The sequence below is a fragment of the Streptomyces longisporus genome (genome assembly GCF_039532765.1).
GTDB classification, from domain to species: Bacteria; Actinomycetota; Actinomycetes; order Streptomycetales; family Streptomycetaceae; genus Streptomyces; species Streptomyces longisporus.
In genome coordinates this window covers 280,273-296,950 of sequence record NZ_BAAASG010000023.1, presented here as the reverse complement: position 1 = coordinate 296,950, position 16,678 = coordinate 280,273, and the positions used below count along the sequence as shown (strand labels likewise).

Sequence of the window (16,678 nt, the reverse complement as noted above, 5' to 3'; positions counted from 1 at the left end):
GTAGACCTGGCCGTAGTGCAGCGGCCGGTCATGACCGAACTTCTCGTCGAAGGCCCGCTTCAGGTCGTAGCCGTGGCGGGGCCCGGACTCCAGGAGCCCCAGGAGAGTGTGACCGATGGACATGTCCACGACTCTACACATGGTGTATACGCCTTGTGTATACGCCTCGTGTTGAGATCATGGCGCGCCGTACAGCTGAGTCACAGCTCCGCAGGTGGGAGCCGATTGTCATGGTTCTGCAACAAGCGCGCTGCCCGTCCGGCGTTTGAGGCCGAGGCCGTTCAGGCCGATGGGGGTCTGGGGGCGGAGCCCCCGGGTGGCCGCCCGCGACGGGGGATCGGCCCCGCCTCCCCGGGCAGCCTCCCCGCCTCCGCGAGAGCGCGCCGCAGCAAGAACTCGATCTGGGCGTTCGCAGAACGCAGTTCGTCGCCGGCCCACCGGGCCAGCGCCTCATACACGGACGGGTCCAGCCGCAGCAGCACCTGCTTGCGCTGCTGCGGCCGCCGCCGGGGCGAGGTCCCCTCGGAAGGATCCGTCACTGGTAGAGCGTCCCGGTGTTGAGCACGGGCTGCGGCGCGCGGTCCCCGCACAGCACCACCATCAGGTTGGACACCATCGCCGCCTTCCGCTCCTCGTCCAGTTCCACGATGTCCTGCTCGGCGATCCGGGCGAGAGCGGCCTCCACCATCCCCACCGCTCCGTCGACGATCTGCCGCCGGGCGGCGACGACCGCCCCGGCCTGCTGCCGCTGAAGCATCGCCGAGGCGATCTCGGGAGCGTACGCGAGATGCGTGAAGCGCGACTCGATGATCTGCACCCCGGCCGCCTCCACGCGCGCGTGCAGCTCGGCGGCGAGCTTCTCGGTGATCTCCTCCGCGTTGCCGCGCAGTGAAAGACCGCCCTCGTCGTGGGCGTCGTAGGGGTATTCGATGGCGATGTGGCGTACGGCCGCCTCGGTCTGCGTGGCGACGAACTCCAGGTAGTTGTCCACCTCGAAGGTGGCCTGCGCGGTGTCGCGCACCTTCCAGACCACGACCGCGGCGAGTTCGATGGGGTTGCCGTAGGCGTCGTTGACCTTGAGGACGGCGGTCTCGTGGTTGCGCACCCGCGTGGAGATCTTCGTGCGCGAGGTGAAGGGGTTCACCCAGCGCAGGCCGTCCTGCCGGATCGTCCCCCGGTAGCGCCCGAAGAGCTGGACGACCCGCGCCTCGCCCGGCGCCACGGTGTTGAGGCCGCGCAGTGAGATCAGCGCCGCGACGAGGACGACGGCACCGCCGGCCGCGAAGGCCGGATTTGCCTGCGCGGCCGCGAACAGAATGCCGGCCACCAGGAGTCCGAGCAGCCCGAGCAGCAGCGCGAGCGCGCCGCCGATGCTGTGCGCGGAGAACTCACGGACGCGGGGCGCGGGCATCTCCGGTATGTCGGCGTCGGGAGCGTTGTCGTGTATGGGCATGGGTGGTCCCCCGTTGTCGTGGTGCGGTCCGGTTGGCGTGCTTTCAAGCGTAAGCACACAGCTATCTAAGTGATAACACTTTACCCGGCAGAGGCAACCCTGAACCCTTCTCGGCCGTCGGTTCCATCGGGGCGGGTGCTGATTGTCACGTCCGCAAAAGAGCGGATCCACCGACCTTTGTCACATCTCCCGGTGTTAGCTTTCTGAGCTGACCTGTGCGGGCGAACCTGTGTGACAGATGAGCACACATGAACGAAGCGGAGCGGAACGGACCCATGGGACGAGCGGAAGAGAGACGAGCGCGACAGCGTGGTGGCCGCCGCGCGGCGCCCCCGACACGCTCGTCCGGTACGGCGGGGCCCGCGGACCTCTCCGGGCCCGAGCCCACCGTCATAGGCGGCCGTGCCGCGGCGCGCAAGGCCGCCAAGGGCAAGGCGGGCCGCGGCAAGGCGGGCAAGGGCAACGGCAAGGAGGGCAAGAGCCTCATACGCCGGCTCTTCACCTGGAAGAAGATCGTCGGCACCTTCTTCGTGCTCTGTCTGCTCGGCATGGGCGCCTTCGTCGCGCTGTACATGATGATCAAAGTCCCCGACGGCGGCAACCCCGACGCGACGCTGCAGAGCAACGTCTACAAGTACAGCGACGGCTCGCTGCTGACGCGCGACGGTGAAAAGAACCGCGAGATCGTCGACCTGTCCAAGGTGCCCAAGGACGTCCAGCACACCTTCGTCGCCGCCGAGAACAAGACCTTCTACGAGGACAACGGCGTCGACCTCAGAGGCACCGCCCGAGGCATCCTCAACACGCTCTCCGGCAAGGGCGCGCAGGGCGGTTCGACGATCACCCAGCAGTACGTCAAGAACTACTACCTGACGCAGAACCAGACCATCTCGCGCAAGCTGAAGGAACTGGTCATCTCGCTGAAGCTGGACCGGACGAAGAGCAAGGACTTCATCCTCGCCGGCTACATCAACACCAGCTACTACGGCCGCGGCGCGTACGGCATCCAGGCCGCCGCCCAGGCCTACTACCACGTCGACGCCCAGAAGCTCAACGTCCAGCAGGGCGCCTATCTCGCCGCCCTCCTCCAGGCGCCCAACCAGTACGACTGGGCGATCGCGACCGACACCGGCAAGAAGCTGGTGCAGGCCCGCTGGAACTACGTCCTCGACAACATGGTCGAGAAGAACTGGCTGGACAAGTCCAAGCGCGAGGCCATGACGTTCCCGACGCCCAAGGCCCCCAAGGCCGCGCCCGGCATGGGTGGCCAGACCGGCTACCTGGTGGACGCGGCCAACACACAGCTGGCCAAGCGGCTGGTGACCCAGGGCACGGCGGACAACTTCAACGACGCCATGAACATGGTCAAGGCCGGTGGCTGGACGATCACGCTCAACATCGACAAGAAGAAGCAGGCGGCGCTGGAGAAGGCCGCCAAGTCGCAGCTGACCAGCAAGCTCGACCCGAAGAAGCGCTCGGTGGACGGTGAGGTCCAGGCGGGTGCCGCGTCCGTGGACCCGAAGACGGGCGCGGTGGTCGCGATGTACGGCGGGCAGGACTACTACAAGCACTTCCGCAACAACGCGACCCGCACGGACTACCAGCCCGCGTCGACGTTCAAGCCCGTGATCCTGGCCGCCGCCCTGGACGAGGGCGCCCAGACGCAGAAGGGCCAGGCCATCGGCGCGAACACGATCTACGACGGCACCAGCAAGCGCCAGGTCGTGGACAGCAACGGCAACAAGGTCGGCTTCGCACCCTCGAACGAGGACGACCAGAACTACGGCCCCATCACCGTCCAGACGGCGATGAACCAGTCCGTGAACTCCGTCTTCGCGCAGATGGGCGTCGACGTCGGCATGGACAAGGTGCTCAAGGTGGCGAGCCAGCTCGGCATGGACACGGCCGGCCTCAAGCCTGTGCCCGCGCAGACCCTCGGCACCATGGGCGCGAGCCCGCTGCAGATGGCCGGGGTCTACGCGACCCTCGACAACCACGGCAAGCAGGTCACCCCGAGCATCCTCAAGTCCGTGGAGAACAGCAGGCATTCGGTCACCCTGCCGAACCCGATCGGCGACCAGGTCATCAGCCCCGAGGCAGCCGACACGGTCACCTCGGTGCTGACGGGCGTGGTCGACGACGGCACGGCCAAGACGTCGGTGCAGGCGAACGCCAACCGCGACGGCCGCAAGGTCGCCGGCAAGACCGGTACGTCCGACGAGAACCGTTCCGCCTGGTTCAGCGGCTTCACGCCCGACCTGGTCACCTCGGTGGGCCTGTTCGGCGAGTCCAAGAGCGGCGCGCAGGTCTCGATGTACCACGCGGGCGGACTGGCCCGCGTCAACGGTGGCACCTTCCCGGCGCAGATCTGGGCGGCGTACACCTTCGGCGTCTCCGCCACGGGCCTCAAGTTCGACCTGAACACCACGCAGGGCGCCGCGGTCCAGCCGTCCTGGACACCTTCGCCCACGGTGTCGCCGAGCCGGACGCCCAGCGCGACACCGACGACCAAGAAGCCGACCCAGACGCCGACGCAGACACCCACGCAGACGCCGACGCAGACACCCACGCAGACGCCGACCCAGACGCCGACACTGACCCCGACCCAGACCCCGACGAAGCCGACGGACCCGCTCAACCCCAACAACGGCCAGTAGCAGCGGCCGAAAGCGAAGGGCGCCCGGTGACCACCGGGCGCCCTTCGCGTGCCACTGCTCAGTTCTGGTTCAGCTCGAACCAGACCACCTTCCCGGTGCTCAGCCGGGTCGCCCCCCACCGCCGGGCCAGCCTGTTCACCAGGTACAGCCCACGACCGCCCTCGTCCGTCGCCCGTGCCTGCCGCAGCCGCGGCAACTGCGGTACGTCGTCGCCGACCTCGCAGCGCAGTACGTCGGTGCGCAGGAGCCGTAGCGTGACCGGGCGGGACGCGTACCGCACGGCGTTCGTGACCACCTCGCTGACGAGGAGCTCCACGGAGTCGCTGAGGTCCTCCATGCCCCAGCGGGACAGTGCCCGCCGGGCCAGCCGGCGGGCGCGGCCCGGTGCCGCGTCCTCCGGCTCCAGGAACCAGTACGCCACATCGCTCGGCGCGATCCCGTCGAAGCGGGCGGCGAGCAGCGCGATGTCGTCGTCCCGGTCACCCGGGCCGAGCATGTCGAGCACCTCGTCGCAGAGCGCTTCCAGCGGCGGCGGATGGTCGGGACCGGTCAGCTGTGCTGTCGCGGCGAGCTTCTCGCGCAGCTGCTCTATGCCGGTCCACACGTCCCGCAGCCGGGACTCGACCAGACCGTCCGTGTACAGGAGAAGCGTCGCCCCGGCCGGTGCGTCCAGCTCCACGGCCTCGAAGTCGACCCCGCCCACGCCGATCGGCGCACCCGGCGGCACCCGCAGCACCTCGGCGCGGCCGCCCAGGTGCAGCAGGACCGGCGGCGGATGGCCGGCGTTGGCGATGGTGATGCGGTGCGAGACCGGGTCGTAGACGGCGTAGAGGCAGGTCGCCATGCGGTCGGTGCCGAGGCGCTGGGCCTGTTCGTCGAGGTGGTGCAGGACCTCCTGCGGGGGCAGGTCGAGTCCGGCCAGGGTCTGGGCCGTGGTCCGCAGCTGGCCCATGATGGCCGCGGACGTCATGGAGTGGCCCATCACGTCACCCACCACCAGCGCGACCCGGCTGCCGGGCAACGGGATGGCGTCGTACCAGTCGCCGCCCACCCGCGCGGTCTCGGCGGCCGGCAGATAGCGGGACGCCAGCCGTACGCCGGTGGGCCGCGGGAGGGTCTCCGGCAGCATGGTGCGCTGCAGTTCGTCGGCGATGTACGCCTCGCGCCCGTACAGCACCGCCTTGTCGATGCCGAGGGCGCTGTGCGTGGCGAGCTGGGCGGCGACCAGGAGGTCGTCGGCCTCGAAGGCCATGCGCTCCGGGCGGCGCAGGAAGAGCGCGGCGCCGATCACCCGGCGCCGGCCGCGCAGCGGGGCGAGGATCGCGCGCTGTCCGCCGGGTACGACGAACTCCCCGCCCTCGCCCAGGAGTTCGGGCAGGGCGGCACGGGCGGCCGGCGCGTCCGTGAAGACCGGGCGGACCCCGCGCAGCACCTCCGCGAGCGCGCTGCCCGGCCGTACCTCGCACAGTTCGGCGCCGACCGCGTCGAGCCCCGTCATCTCCGCCGGCTCCGGCTGCAGGGCGGGCGAGAAGCCGCCCTCGGTGTCCCGCTCCGCGGGGATCCGGTCGGTGCGCCGCAGCCGCAGCACCAGCGGGCCGGTGGGCCGCTCGTCGCCGACGGGCAGCGGGTCGCGCAGATAGACGAGGATCGCGTCGGAGAAGGTCGGCACGGTGGCCCGGCACAGGCCCATGACGATCTCGTCGAGGTCGATGCCACGCGCGATCCGCCGGGTCGCGGCGCCGACGAAGCGCAGCCGGTCACCGTCCCGCCGCATCGGCGTCGGCTGCCCGGGCGTCGTCACTCCATGCCCGGTGCGGCGCTCCTGGGCGCCGGCCCCCTGCGGGCGGTCCTGCGCGCCGTCCGGCTGGTCCGGGATGGTCTCGGGCACGGGGCGCGGACGGTGCGTGCCGGGTTCCACGGCTTCTGAGGCGGCGGGCTGCGAGTGCTCGGGGCCGGTGGTGTCGGAGGGGGGCGAGACCGGGTCCTTTCCCTGGCTTCCTTTGCTGCACGGCGTGGCAGTACCCGGCGTCGACGGGGTCTCCCCGGTGCGCGCCTGTGCGGGTAAAGCGGCCGTGGGGGAGGGCGTCTGGGTGTGCAGGAGCGCCCCGCGGGGGTCCGCGGGGTCGGCGCCCGGCTGCGGGCGCTCGAAGGACATGGGGTGCTCCGTCACGCGTGTCGAATCCGTCCGTCCGGGGCTGCGCATTGCGAGCGCAGTTGGTCCCGCAGGAATCCCGATACCCGGAATACGTGTCCCCGGAACGGAATTCCCGCGTGGTCAGAGGCTGTTGTCGTGCCACCTGCGAACCGTTCACGGCTCGCTGCGGTGTTGCCCTCGTACCCCTCGCTCACGTCCTGCCGCCCCTCGGTGACGATCGGTCAAGCCCAGCGCATGCTCCGGCAGTTGCCACTGCACCTTGCGGAGGACGATCCTACGGTTGTGGACCGGGGGCGCATCAAGAGTCTCACGTGGACACATGCGCGGGCGTACGGTCCCAGTCCTTGGGCAAAGACGGTACAGCCCAGGACGGGTCCGGGCGCCAGTGCTGCCAGCCGTCGCTGAACGGCGGACCCCAGGCGCGGATCAGTTCCACCGCGGAGCGGCCCGCCCTGCGCACCTGTTCGGCGGCCGACGCGTCCATCAGCCCGTCCTGCTGGGCCTGCGCGAACTCGTCCTCGTCACGCCAGTGCCAACTGCGGTCCGGGTGCACCGAGATGTCCAGGAAGTGGTCCTCGGAGTCGACCCCGCCGTCCCAACGCACCAGCGGCGACTCCAGATTCACGTACCAGTTCTTGAACTGCCAGCCCGGCTCCCAGAACAGCCACACCGACCAGGGCTCGCCGGGGCGGGCCAGCTTCAGCACGCCGGTCCCGAACCAGTGGTCGAGCTGGACGGTACGGGGCTTGGTGTAGCGGGACCGGAGGGGTTCGACGTGCACCGGGGTGCCGTCGGCGAGGACGGGCCGTACGCACTCGGTGCCGGGTGCCAGCCAGACGGCGAGCAGTTCGTCGTCGTCCCGGACGACGGTGACGGGGCGGGCGATGTGGAAGCGCTCGCCGGCGTTCTCCCGGTAGCGCCACAGGACCTGGGTCCCGGGGGTCCAGAACCCCCTTGGCACCGCCGCAGCCGCGTCCGCTTCCGCTCTCATCGCTCCACCCTCTGCCATGCACAGATATTAGGTGCCCCGGGCATACGACGCTGCGGCGCGCGTCACGGTTCGCGACGGTGCGACGAATGGTTACGGATGCGTCATCCGCAGGACATCCAGGGCCTCGTCGAGCTGCTCCGCCGTGAGGTCGCCGCGCTCCACGTAGCCGCTCTCCAGGACGACTTCGCGGATCGTCCTCTGCTCCGCGAGTGCCTTCTTGGCGACCTTGGCGGCCTCCTCGTAGCCGATGTACTTGTTGAGCGGAGTGACCACGGAGGGTGAGGACTCGGCGTACTCGCGGGCCCGTTCCCGGTTCGCGGTGATCCCGTCCACGGTGCGGTCGGCGAGCAGCCGGGAGACGTTGGCGAGCAGCCGGACCGACTCCAGGACGTTCCTGGCGATGACCGGCAGCATCACATTGAGTTCGAAGTTGCCGGCGGCTCCGGCGGCGGCGACGGTGGCGTCATTGCCGGTGACCTGGGCGGCGACCATGAGCACGGCCTCCGGGATGACCGGGTTGACCTTGCCGGGCATGATCGACGAACCGGGCTGGAGATCGGGCAGGGTGATCTCGGCGAGGCCGGTACGCGGTCCGGACGCCATCCACCGCAGATCATTGGCGATCTTGGTCAGTCCGACGGCGACCGTCCGCAGCTGTCCGCTGGTCTCGACGATCCCGTCCCGCGCGCCCTGCGCCTCGAAGTGGTTGCGTGCCTCCGTGAGCGGGAGCCCCGTGACGCGGGCCACCTCCTCGATGACGGCGGCGGAGAAACCGGGCGGGGTGTTGATGCCGGTGCCGACCGCCGTCCCGCCGAGGGGCAGCTCGGCGAGGCGGGGCAGCGCGGCGTACAGCCGCTCGACGCCGTAGCGGATCTGGGCCGCGTAGCCGCCGAACTCCTGTCCCAGGGTCACCGGCGTGGCGTCCATCAGATGCGTCCGCCCGGACTTCACCACGTCGGCGAACTCCTCGGACTTGCGGGCGAGGGCGTCGGCGAGGTGTTCCAGGGCGGGGATCAGGTCGTGGGTGACGGCGGCGGTGGCGGCGATGTGGATGGAGGACGGGAAGACGTCGTTGGAGGACTGGGAGGCGTTCACATGGTCGTTGGGGTGTACGTCCCTGCCGAGCCGCTCGGTCGCGAGGGTGGCGATGACCTCGTTGGTGTTCATGTTCGACGAGGTGCCGGAACCGGTCTGGAAGACGTCGATCGGGAAGTGCTCGTCCCAGTCGCCCCGGGCGACCTCTCCGGCCGCCTCCTGGATCGCCTCGGCGATGTCCTTGTCGAGCACCCCCAGCCGCGCGTTCACCTTGGCGGCGGCGCCCTTGATCCGGGCCAGGGCCTCGATGTGGGCGCGCTCGATGCGCCGGCCGGAGATCGGGAAGTTCTCGACGGCACGCTGTGTCTGGGCCCGCCACTTTGCGTCGGCGGGGACGCGGACCTCGCCCATGGAGTCGTGCTCGATGCGGTAGTCGTCGCTCATGCCCGTATAGCGATCGCAGAGGCGGGGATGTTCCGGACCTTGGGCCGGCCGGGGATCGCTGCGTGGGCCGGTGTCCTCGTCAGCGGCCCGGTACTCCGAAACGGCCGGTGCACACGGGCTTTTCGGCCACCTCGGCGCAGGCCTGGGCACCGCGCGGGTCCGGTGCGGCCAGCATCGGGCTGCTGTACCCGTCCGACTTGTCGCCCTGGTACTCCGCGGACAGCTCGTCCTCGCCCGACCTGATCCAGATCTCCCGCGCGCCGCCGGTCCGGGTGCGCAGCTCGGACCAGACCGTGGCGCAGGACGGTGAGAACCGCAGCAGCACCACCTCGGCGGCCCTTGAGACCGTGCTCTCGGTGCGCGCGTCCCGGGCGCAGGTCTCGGAGGTGGGGAGTTCCCCCTGGCAGTCGCTGCCGTGGCAGGAGGCGGCCGTCCTGGGCGCCGCTGTGTGGCCGGGGTCCAGGACGTCCGCGGCGGCCGCGGTGACCGCCACGGTGGCGGCCATGGTGGCGAGGGCGACGACGGCGCGACTCGGCCGCGGGATGCGGCGGCGCCGTGCGGTGACGGGTGGCACGGACGGGTCCGGCTGCCGCTTCGCGACGGCCGCGCCGTCGGCCTGCGCCTGTGCGGCGGAGTCCCAGAGGGCGAGGAGCGGGCCGGGGTCGGTGTCGGCGAGCCGTACGAGCGCCAGGACGGCGGCCCGGGGCGGGAACTGATCGCCGTTCAGATAGCGGTGCCAGGTCGACTTGCTGAACGGGGTGACGCCGGCCAGTGCGGCCAGGCTCAGTCCCGTCCGCTGCTTGAGGGCACGCAGCCGCTCCGTCAGGAGCCGCCCGTCGTCCTGCGACGCGTCGGGCAGCGGCTGCCTCTGGACCGTCACGTGGCTCTCCATCTCGCTCCCTCGCCATACCGGGGTGACCGCCCTGATGTGTTCCCGGCGGCGGCGCCCGGCCATACCGCGATCACCGGAATATGAAGGGGAGTTGACTGAGTTGACCTGCGATTACGCCGAGTGGGGGTGTGATCGGCCGATTACCTCACGGCATCTCCCGGCGGGCCGGTGCGGCCCGCCGGGAGGTACCGGGGATCACGACCGGTGCGGTCGAGGGGGCGTCAGCACCAGCGGACGGTGCCGAGGTTGTGCACGTAGCGGGCGGAGACCCAGCCCCTGTGATGGGTGAGCCGGTACCATCGGTGGTTGCCGCGGACGTTGGAACCCCGCACCTTGCAGGTGATGGCCACGCTGGAACCCACCGCCCGCGAGCCGACGACGCGGTAGCCGGTGCCCGGCCCGGAGCGGACGTTCAGCGGCAGGCGGTGCGTGGCGACGTTGCCCCAGGTGTGGTTCCTGACGATGTGCCGGACGCCGTGGACGTGCCGGTGGTGGCGGTGGTGACGCGCGGCACGGCCCTTCGCGTGGTGGCGGCCGTGGTGGCACTTCGGCGCCTTCGGGGCCTTCGGCTTGGCGGGCAGCGTGGACGGCGTGGGGGCCGGCTGCCACGCCGGTACGGAGATCTGCGGGGGAGTGGAGTTCAGCGCGTGGGCCTGCTGCGGGGCCGGCCCGGCGGAGGCGACGGCCGCCACCGGGAAGACGGCGACGACCGCGAACGCGGCCACAAGGCCGCTGCGCAGTGAGCGTCGGATCATGGGTTGTCCCTCCGAGATGACCTGCGGATCACGGGCTGTGATCCAGTCAGCACGGAGCGTTTCCGGCGAAGTTCCCAAAGATGCCGTCCCACCCGTTCCTGGGACGAACTGGGACGGCACTCAGGCGTTCGGCGACGCCGTACGGCCATGTCGACGCTGTCCCGGGACGCTGTCTCTCAGCCCGTCCGGCGTTTGAGGACGAGGCCGTTCAGGCCGATGGGGGTCCAGGGGGCGGAGCCCCTGGGGACGGGACGGGTGGGGGGCGGCGGGGGCGAGATCCGTCCCCGCCGCACCGGAGGCACTACGCCAGGCCGGGGCCCCGCACCGGGATCGACGTGAACGTCGGCGCCGGGGCCGGGTCCTGGAAGAAGTCGTTGCCCTTGTCGTCCACCACGATGAACGCCGGGAAGTCCTCGACCTCGATCTTCCAGACCGCCTCCATGCCGAGCTCCTCGTACTCGACGACCTCGACCTTCTTGATGCAGTCCTGGGCGAGCCGGGCGGCCGGCCCGCCGATGGAGCCGAGGTAGAAGCCGCCGTGCGCGTCGCACGCGTCCGTGACCTGCTTGCTGCGGTTGCCCTTGGCGAGCATCACCTTGGAGCCGCCCGCCGCCTGGAACTGCTCGACGTAGCTGTCCATACGGCCGGCCGTGGTCGGGCCGAAGGAACCGGACGCGTAGCCCTCCGGGGTCTTCGCCGGGCCCGCGTAGTACACCGGGTGGTCCTTCAGGTACTGCGGCATCTCCTCGCCCGCGTCCAGCCGCTCCTTGATCTTGGCGTGCGCGATGTCGCGGGCCACCACCAGCGGACCGGTGAGCGAGAGCCGGGTCTTGACCGGGTACTTCGTCAGCTCGGCGAGGATCGACTCCATCGGCTGGTTCAGGTCGATCTTGACGACGTCCCCGTCCTGCTCCAGGTGCTCGTCCGTCGTCTCCGGCAGGAACCGCGCCGGGTCCGTCTCCAGCTGCTCCAGGAAGACACCCTCCGCCGTGATCTTCGCAACGGCCTGGCGGTCGGCCGAGCAGGACACGGCGATCGCGACGGGGCAGGACGCGCCGTGCCGCGGCAGCCGCACCACACGCACGTCGTGGCAGAAGTACTTGCCGCCGAACTGCGCGCCGATCCCGATCTTCTGCGTCAGCTCGAAGACCTTCTCCTCCAGCTCCTTGTCGCGGAAGCCGTGACCGAGCTCCGAGCCCTCCGCCGGGATCTCGTCCAGGTAGTGCGCGGAGGCGTACTTCGCGGTCTTCAGCGCGTACTCGGCGGACGTACCGCCGACCACGATCGCCAGGTGGTACGGCGGGCAGGCGGCCGTACCCAGCGAACGGATCTTCTCCTCCAGGAACTTCATCATGGAGGCCTCGTTCAGAACGGCCTTCGTCTCCTGGTACAGGAACGACTTGTTGGCGGAGCCGCCGCCCTTCGCCATGAACAGGAACTTGTACGCGCCGCCGTCGGTGGCGTACAGCTCGATCTGCGCCGGCAGGTTGGAGCCGGTGTTCTTCTCGTCCCACATGGTCAGCGGGGCCATCTGCGAGTACCGCAGGTTGAGGTTGAGGTACGCGTCGTAGATGCCCTTCGACAGCGCCGCCTCGTCGCCGCCCTCGGTGAGCACGTTCTGTCCGCGCTTGCCCATGACGATCGCCGTGCCGGTGTCCTGGCACATGGGGAGCACGCCCGCGGCCGCGATGTTCGCGTTCTTCAGCAGGTCCAGCGCCACGAACTTGTCGTTGCTGGACGCCTCGGGGTCGTCGATGATGCGCCGCAGCTGGGCCAGGTGCGCGGGCCGCAGGTAGTGCTGGATGTCGTGAATGGCCTCCTCGGCGAGCTTGCGCAGCGCCTCCGGCTCCACCTTGAGGAAGGTCCGCCCGTCGGCCTCGAAGGTGGACACACCTTCGGAGGTCACCAGCCGGTACGGGGTGGTGTCCTCTCCCATGGGGAGCAGATCGGTGTACGCGAACTCAGGCATCTCAGCCCATTCCTCACTCGACAGACGGCGCCCGCCGTCATTGGCGGGCGCTCACCAGCGTAGAACCTGCCGCTGACACCGGGCCTGTGAGGTAAGGCTCAGTTCGAGAACCGTAGGGTTTTCCACAGCTTTCGATGAGGGGTAGTCGCGATCTATCGCGTTTCGGTACGCTGCTGTCGTGGACCTTCAGAAGAGCGACCGACACCCGGACGCGGCACCGCGGGTTTCCGAACTGCGCGCCTCGGACGCCGACCGTGACCGCATCGCCGACCTCCTGCGCGACGCCCTCGCCGAGGGCCGCCTGACCGCCGACGAGCACGCCGAGCGCGTCGAGGGCGTGCTCGCCGCCAAGACGGTCGGCGAGCTGGAGGTCTTCATACGGGACCTGCCCGCCGCCCACCAGCATCGCGCGGCCCCCGCCTTCGCCGCCGCCCCGAGCCGCCCCACGGTGGGCGCGATCCCGGCCGACCCCGACGACAACGTGGTGGCGGTGTTCAGCAGCGCCGTCCGCAAGGGCCGCTGGCGCGCGGGGCGCCGCATCCATGCGTACGCGATCTTCGGCAGCGTGGAGATAGACCTCAGCGAGGCCCTCTTCGAGTACCAGCAGGTCGCGATCAAGACGTTCTCGTTCTGTGGCAGCGTCGAGGTCCGCGTCCCGGAGAACGTGTCCCTGCGCGGCACCGGCGGCGGAGTGCTCGGCAGCTTCGAGGTGGACAACCTCGACTCGACCGAAGCGAACGCACCGGTGGTCTACGTCGACGGCTGGGCCGTGCTGGGCAGCGTCGAGGCCCGGCCGAAGCGGGGCAAGCTCGTCGCGGACATCCTCGACCGCGTCCAGCACAAGGTCGACAAGAGTTTGCGCAAACATCTGAATCGTTGACGGTTGTTAATTCGGGCGCGCCCGCAGGGTATTGGTCCACCCGCCCTCGCGCGCCCGAGGCGCTCGCGAGCATGCGAAATCCAGCGGTTCGGAACTCAGTGCATAGGCTCGCGCACAGCGGGTAGGCCTTGCTGCATCGTCGCTCGCTCGCGAAGCCGTCGTCAGGAGTAGACCGTGCTGCAACCGCCGCATTCGTCCCTGCAGGTAGCTGCCGTTCCGGCCCAGCGGGTGCCAGTGCGGGACAGGGACCAAGACGCCCCATGGCACACCGAGGCGGTGTGCCGGCGCGATGAGGCCGGCCTGTTCTTCGCACCTTCCAAGGAACCCACCGCCGCCCGGCTCTCCCGCGAGGAGGCGGCCAAGCGCGTCTGCGCCCGCTGTCCCGTCATGGTCGAGTGCCGCGAGCACGCGCTGCTGCAACCGGAGCCCTACGGCGTGTGGGGCGGCCTCACCGCCGCGGAACGCCGCGTGGTCCTGGCGCGCAGGCGCCGCCGCGAGATGGAACTGAAGAAGACGGCCCGAGCCCAGGGCCGCATAGCAGCAGCGGGCTGACGCCGCCCCCAACAACCGACGGGGCGCCCCCACCGCACCGGGGGCGCCCCACTCGTCTTAGGGGCGCGGGGAACTGCGCGACAAGCCACAACGGACCCGCGCCCGCCAACGCACCGAACCCCCCGAGCTACTTGGCGCGATCAAAATCAATCGCGCTGTAAGCCCGCAGCTTGCTCAGCCGATGCTCGGAGTTGATCTGCCGCACCGTCCCCGACTTCGACCGCATCACGATCGACTCGGTGGTAGCGGTCTCCGACCGGTACCGAACCCCCCGCAGCAACTCCCCGTCCGTGATCCCGGTCGCCACGAAGAACACGTTCTCGCCGGCGACCAGGTCGTCGGTGGTGAGCACCCGGTCGAGATCGTGCCCGGCCTCGATCGCCCGAGCCCGCTCCTCGTCGTCCTTGGGCCACAGCTTGCCCTGGATCGTGCCGCCCAGACACTTCACGGCGCACGCGGAGATGATGCCCTCCGGCGTACCGCCGATGCCGAGCAGCATGTCTACGCCGGTGCCCTCGCGCAGCGCGTAGATCGACCCGGCGACGTCACCGTCGGAGATCAGCTTGATGCGCGCACCGGCCTCCCGGATCTCCTTGATGATCCCCTCGTGCCGCGGCCGGTCGAGGATCACCACCGTCACGTCCTCCGGCGTGGAGCGCTTGGCCTTGGCGACGCGGCGGATGTTCACGGACACCGGCGCGTCGATGTCGACGAAGTCGGCGGCCTCGGGTCCGGTGACCAGCTTGTCCATGTAGAAGACGGCGGACGGGTCGAACATCGACCCGCGGTCCGCGGCCGCCAGCACGGCGATCGCGTTCGGCATGCCCTTGGCCGTCAGGGTGGTGCCGTCGATCGGATCGACGGCGATGTCGCACTCCGGCCCGGTCCCGTCACCGACGCGCTCGCCGTTGAAGAGCATCGGGGCCTCGTCCTTCTCGCCCTCGCCGATGACGACCACGCCGTTCATCGACACGGTGGAGACGAGGGTCCGCATGGCGCGCACCGCGGCGCCGTCGGCGCCGTTCTTGTCGCCCCGCCCGACCCAGCGGCCCGCGGCCATCGCGGCGGCTTCGGTCACCCGGACGAGTTCGAGGGCGAGGTTGCGGTCGGGGGCTTCGCTGGGGACTTCGAGCTCGGACGGCAAGTGATGATGCTCGGTCATCGAGGCGCACCTTTCTGATACGACGACGGCCGGATGAGGGTTCGACCCTCGACTCTATCGTCAGTCCGACAAAATGAGCAGGGGACCCCACGGATGAGCGAGCCGGGCACCTGCGACGATAGGGGACGTGGCAGGTTCGAACGGCAAGCAGAAGACGGTCCGGGACATGATTCTCTCCCTGGGCCTCATCGGGATCGCGGCGGCACTCATCTACGTGTTCATCCCGCACGACGACTCGCCTCCGGACCTCCCGCGGGTCGACTACCGCGTCGAACTGCTCACGGCGCGCCGCGCCGCCGCCTATCCGGTGGCCGCGCCCGAGGGCCTGTCCAAGGACTGGAAGGCGACCTCGGTCCGCTTCCAGGGCGACCAGTTCGACGCCTGGCACCTGGGCTTCCACACGCCCGACGGCCAGTACGTGCAGATCGAGCAGTCGACTCAGAAGCCGTCGACCTTCATCGACCAGGCGACCCAGGGGTCGAACGCGACGAAGGCCACCGAGGAGATCGCCGGCCGCACCTGGACCCGCTACACCGGCGGCCGCTACGACGCCCTCGTGCTCCCCGGCAAGAGCTCGACGACGGTGGTCGCGGGCACGGGCTCGTTCCAGCAGCTGACGGAGATGGCCCGGGCGCTGAAACTGGAGTAGCCCATACGCATGACGAAGGCCCCCGGCTGTGAAGCCGGGGGCCTTCGTCATGCGTGGTCACGCAGGCCGTCGTTGGCTCAGACCGTGGTGACGACCTGGTCGTAGGCGAGGCGCGGGGAGCGCGGGAACCAGGCGTCCTCGCCCGGCTTGCCGATGTTGACGACCATCAGCGGGGTGTGGTCGTCGTCCAGGAACTCCTTCTGGACGCCCGCGAAGTCGAGGCCGGTCATCGGGCCGGCGGCGAGACCGGCGGCGCGGACGCCGATGATGAAGTACGCGGCCTGCAGCGCGGCGTTCAGGCCGGCGGCACCCTCGCGGGCCGGGCGCTCGGAGAAGAAGACGTCCTTGGCGGCGGGGAAGTGGGGGAAGAGGGTCGGCAGCTCCTCGTGGAACTCGTTGTCCGCGGAGAGGATCGCGACCAGCGGGGCGGTGGCGGTCTTGGGCTGGTTGCCCTCGGCCATGTGCTTGACCAGGCGCTCACGGGCCTCGGCGGAGCGGACCAGGGTGACGCGCAGCGGCGACTGGTTGAAGGCGGTCGGACCGTACTTGACCAGGTCGTAGATCGCCTGGATCTGCTCGTCGGTCACCGGCTCGTCGGTGAAGGTGTTCGCGGTACGGGCCTCGCGGAAGAGCAGGTCCTGGGCGGCGGGGTCAAGAACGAGAGACATGCGGGAACTTCCTCGGTAGGGCGCCGGGATCCGATCCGGACCGTGGTCCGGATCGACTGACGAGAGCGACGGTACGCGAAGGAAGGTTCAAGGTTCAACAATAAACGGGACGTGGTGATCCGCTTCACAGCGGACCGCCGCCACCGCCCCTCGTCGTGCGCTACTCGCCGCCGGCTTCTTCCGCGGCCTCTTCCTCCGCGAGGGCTGCGTCCAGCCGGGCGCGTGCCCCGTCCAGCCAGCGCCGGCACACCTTGGCCAGCTCCTCGCCCCGCTCCCAGAGCGCCAGGGACTCCTCCAGCGTCGTACCGCCCGCCTCGAGGCGTCGTACGACCTCGATCAGCTCGTCCCGTGCCTGCTCGTAGCCGAGCGCCTCATCCACCTTGCTGGTCATCCGCCCACCCTATGCATCGACTCGG

Annotated in this window: 16 protein-coding genes; 4 read left to right on the top strand and 12 right to left on the bottom strand. The window is 70.0% G+C overall.

Features of this window, described 5'->3' with window-relative positions:
• From ABD355_RS37835 to ABD355_RS37825, 3 genes are all read right to left on the bottom strand, one after another.
• On the bottom strand, window positions 1-123 hold a 123-nt coding region (locus tag ABD355_RS37835), incomplete at its 3' end, for a PadR family transcriptional regulator (protein WP_344405598.1).
• Between the two features lie 158 nt (window positions 124-281).
• Window positions 282-539: a type II toxin-antitoxin system antitoxin gene (locus tag ABD355_RS37830; protein WP_344405585.1), complete on the bottom strand. Its 258-nt coding sequence runs from the start codon at window positions 537-539 to the stop codon at window positions 282-284.
• Entirely contained in the window at window positions 536-1,453 is a 918-nt protein-coding gene (locus ABD355_RS37825; protein WP_344405584.1) for an SPFH domain-containing protein, read from the bottom strand. The genes ABD355_RS37830 and ABD355_RS37825 overlap by 4 nt, the downstream gene beginning before the upstream one ends.
• Before the next feature lie 275 nt (window positions 1,454-1,728).
• Between ABD355_RS37825 and ABD355_RS37820 the strand changes: the two genes are divergently transcribed.
• A complete protein-coding gene (locus ABD355_RS37820; RefSeq protein WP_344405583.1) occupies window positions 1,729-4,110 on the top strand; it encodes a transglycosylase domain-containing protein in 2,382 nt (793 codons plus the stop codon).
• 58 nt (window positions 4,111-4,168) lie between these two features.
• On the opposite strand, the gene ABD355_RS37815 is transcribed toward ABD355_RS37820, so the two are convergent.
• From ABD355_RS37815 to ABD355_RS37790, 6 genes are all read right to left on the bottom strand, one after another.
• Complete coding sequence (locus ABD355_RS37815) at window positions 4,169-6,265, bottom strand: SpoIIE family protein phosphatase (protein WP_344405582.1); 2,097 nt, start codon at window positions 6,263-6,265, stop codon at window positions 4,169-4,171.
• A gap of 307 nt (window positions 6,266-6,572) precedes the next feature.
• A complete protein-coding gene (gene fomD / locus ABD355_RS37810; protein WP_425585829.1) occupies window positions 6,573-7,274 on the bottom strand; it encodes a cytidylyl-2-hydroxypropylphosphonate hydrolase in 702 nt (233 codons plus the stop codon).
• 72 nt (window positions 7,275-7,346) lie between these two features.
• A complete protein-coding gene (locus tag ABD355_RS37805) occupies window positions 7,347-8,735 on the bottom strand; it encodes a class II fumarate hydratase (protein ID WP_344405579.1) in 1,389 nt (462 codons plus the stop codon).
• A 79-nt stretch (window positions 8,736-8,814) separates the two neighbouring features.
• On the bottom strand, window positions 8,815-9,615 hold the full coding sequence (locus ABD355_RS37800) for a helix-turn-helix domain-containing protein (RefSeq protein WP_344405578.1): 801 nt from the start codon (window positions 9,613-9,615) through the stop codon (window positions 8,815-8,817).
• 233 nt (window positions 9,616-9,848) lie between these two features.
• Window positions 9,849-10,382 carry an SH3 domain-containing protein gene (locus ABD355_RS37795; protein WP_344405577.1) on the bottom strand — a complete coding sequence of 178 codons (534 nt, stop codon included), beginning with the start codon at window positions 10,380-10,382 and terminating at the stop codon, window positions 9,849-9,851.
• 301 nt (window positions 10,383-10,683) lie between these two features.
• Window positions 10,684-12,351 carry a FumA C-terminus/TtdB family hydratase beta subunit gene (locus tag ABD355_RS37790; RefSeq protein ID WP_115906157.1) on the bottom strand — a complete coding sequence of 556 codons (1,668 nt, stop codon included), beginning with the start codon at window positions 12,349-12,351 and terminating at the stop codon, window positions 10,684-10,686.
• A gap of 178 nt (window positions 12,352-12,529) precedes the next feature.
• Here ABD355_RS37790 and ABD355_RS37785 point away from each other — a divergent pair, with 178 nt between their 5' ends.
• Together ABD355_RS37785 and ABD355_RS37780 are read left to right on the top strand one after the other, a co-directional pair.
• Window positions 12,530-13,231 (top strand): DUF1707 SHOCT-like domain-containing protein, encoded by a 702-nt coding sequence (locus ABD355_RS37785; RefSeq protein ID WP_344405576.1) that lies wholly within the window; start codon window positions 12,530-12,532, stop codon window positions 13,229-13,231.
• 174 nt (window positions 13,232-13,405) lie between these two features.
• Window positions 13,406-13,783 (top strand): WhiB family transcriptional regulator, encoded by a 378-nt coding sequence (locus tag ABD355_RS37780; RefSeq protein ID WP_115906155.1) that lies wholly within the window; start codon window positions 13,406-13,408, stop codon window positions 13,781-13,783.
• Window positions 13,784-13,910: 127 nt separating this feature from the next.
• Here the strand turns inward: ABD355_RS37780 and glpX are convergent, their stop codons facing one another.
• Window positions 13,911-14,945 carry a class II fructose-bisphosphatase gene (gene glpX / locus ABD355_RS37775; RefSeq protein WP_344405575.1) on the bottom strand — a complete coding sequence of 345 codons (1,035 nt, stop codon included), beginning with the start codon at window positions 14,943-14,945 and terminating at the stop codon, window positions 13,911-13,913.
• Between the two features lie 127 nt (window positions 14,946-15,072).
• On the opposite strand from glpX, the gene ABD355_RS37770 reads away from it, so the two are divergent.
• Entirely contained in the window at window positions 15,073-15,594 is a 522-nt protein-coding gene (locus tag ABD355_RS37770; RefSeq protein ID WP_344405574.1) for a DUF4245 domain-containing protein, read from the top strand.
• Between the two features lie 77 nt (window positions 15,595-15,671).
• Here ABD355_RS37770 and ABD355_RS37765 read toward each other — a convergent pair whose 3' ends face one another.
• Window positions 15,672-16,262, bottom strand: a complete 591-nt coding sequence (locus tag ABD355_RS37765; protein ID WP_344405572.1) for a malonic semialdehyde reductase — start codon at window positions 16,260-16,262, stop codon at window positions 15,672-15,674.
• Window positions 16,263-16,422: 160 nt separating this feature from the next.
• Window positions 16,423-16,653 carry an exodeoxyribonuclease VII small subunit gene (locus tag ABD355_RS37760; protein ID WP_115906151.1) on the bottom strand — a complete coding sequence of 77 codons (231 nt, stop codon included), beginning with the start codon at window positions 16,651-16,653 and terminating at the stop codon, window positions 16,423-16,425.
• Window positions 16,654-16,678 lie beyond the last annotated feature (25 nt).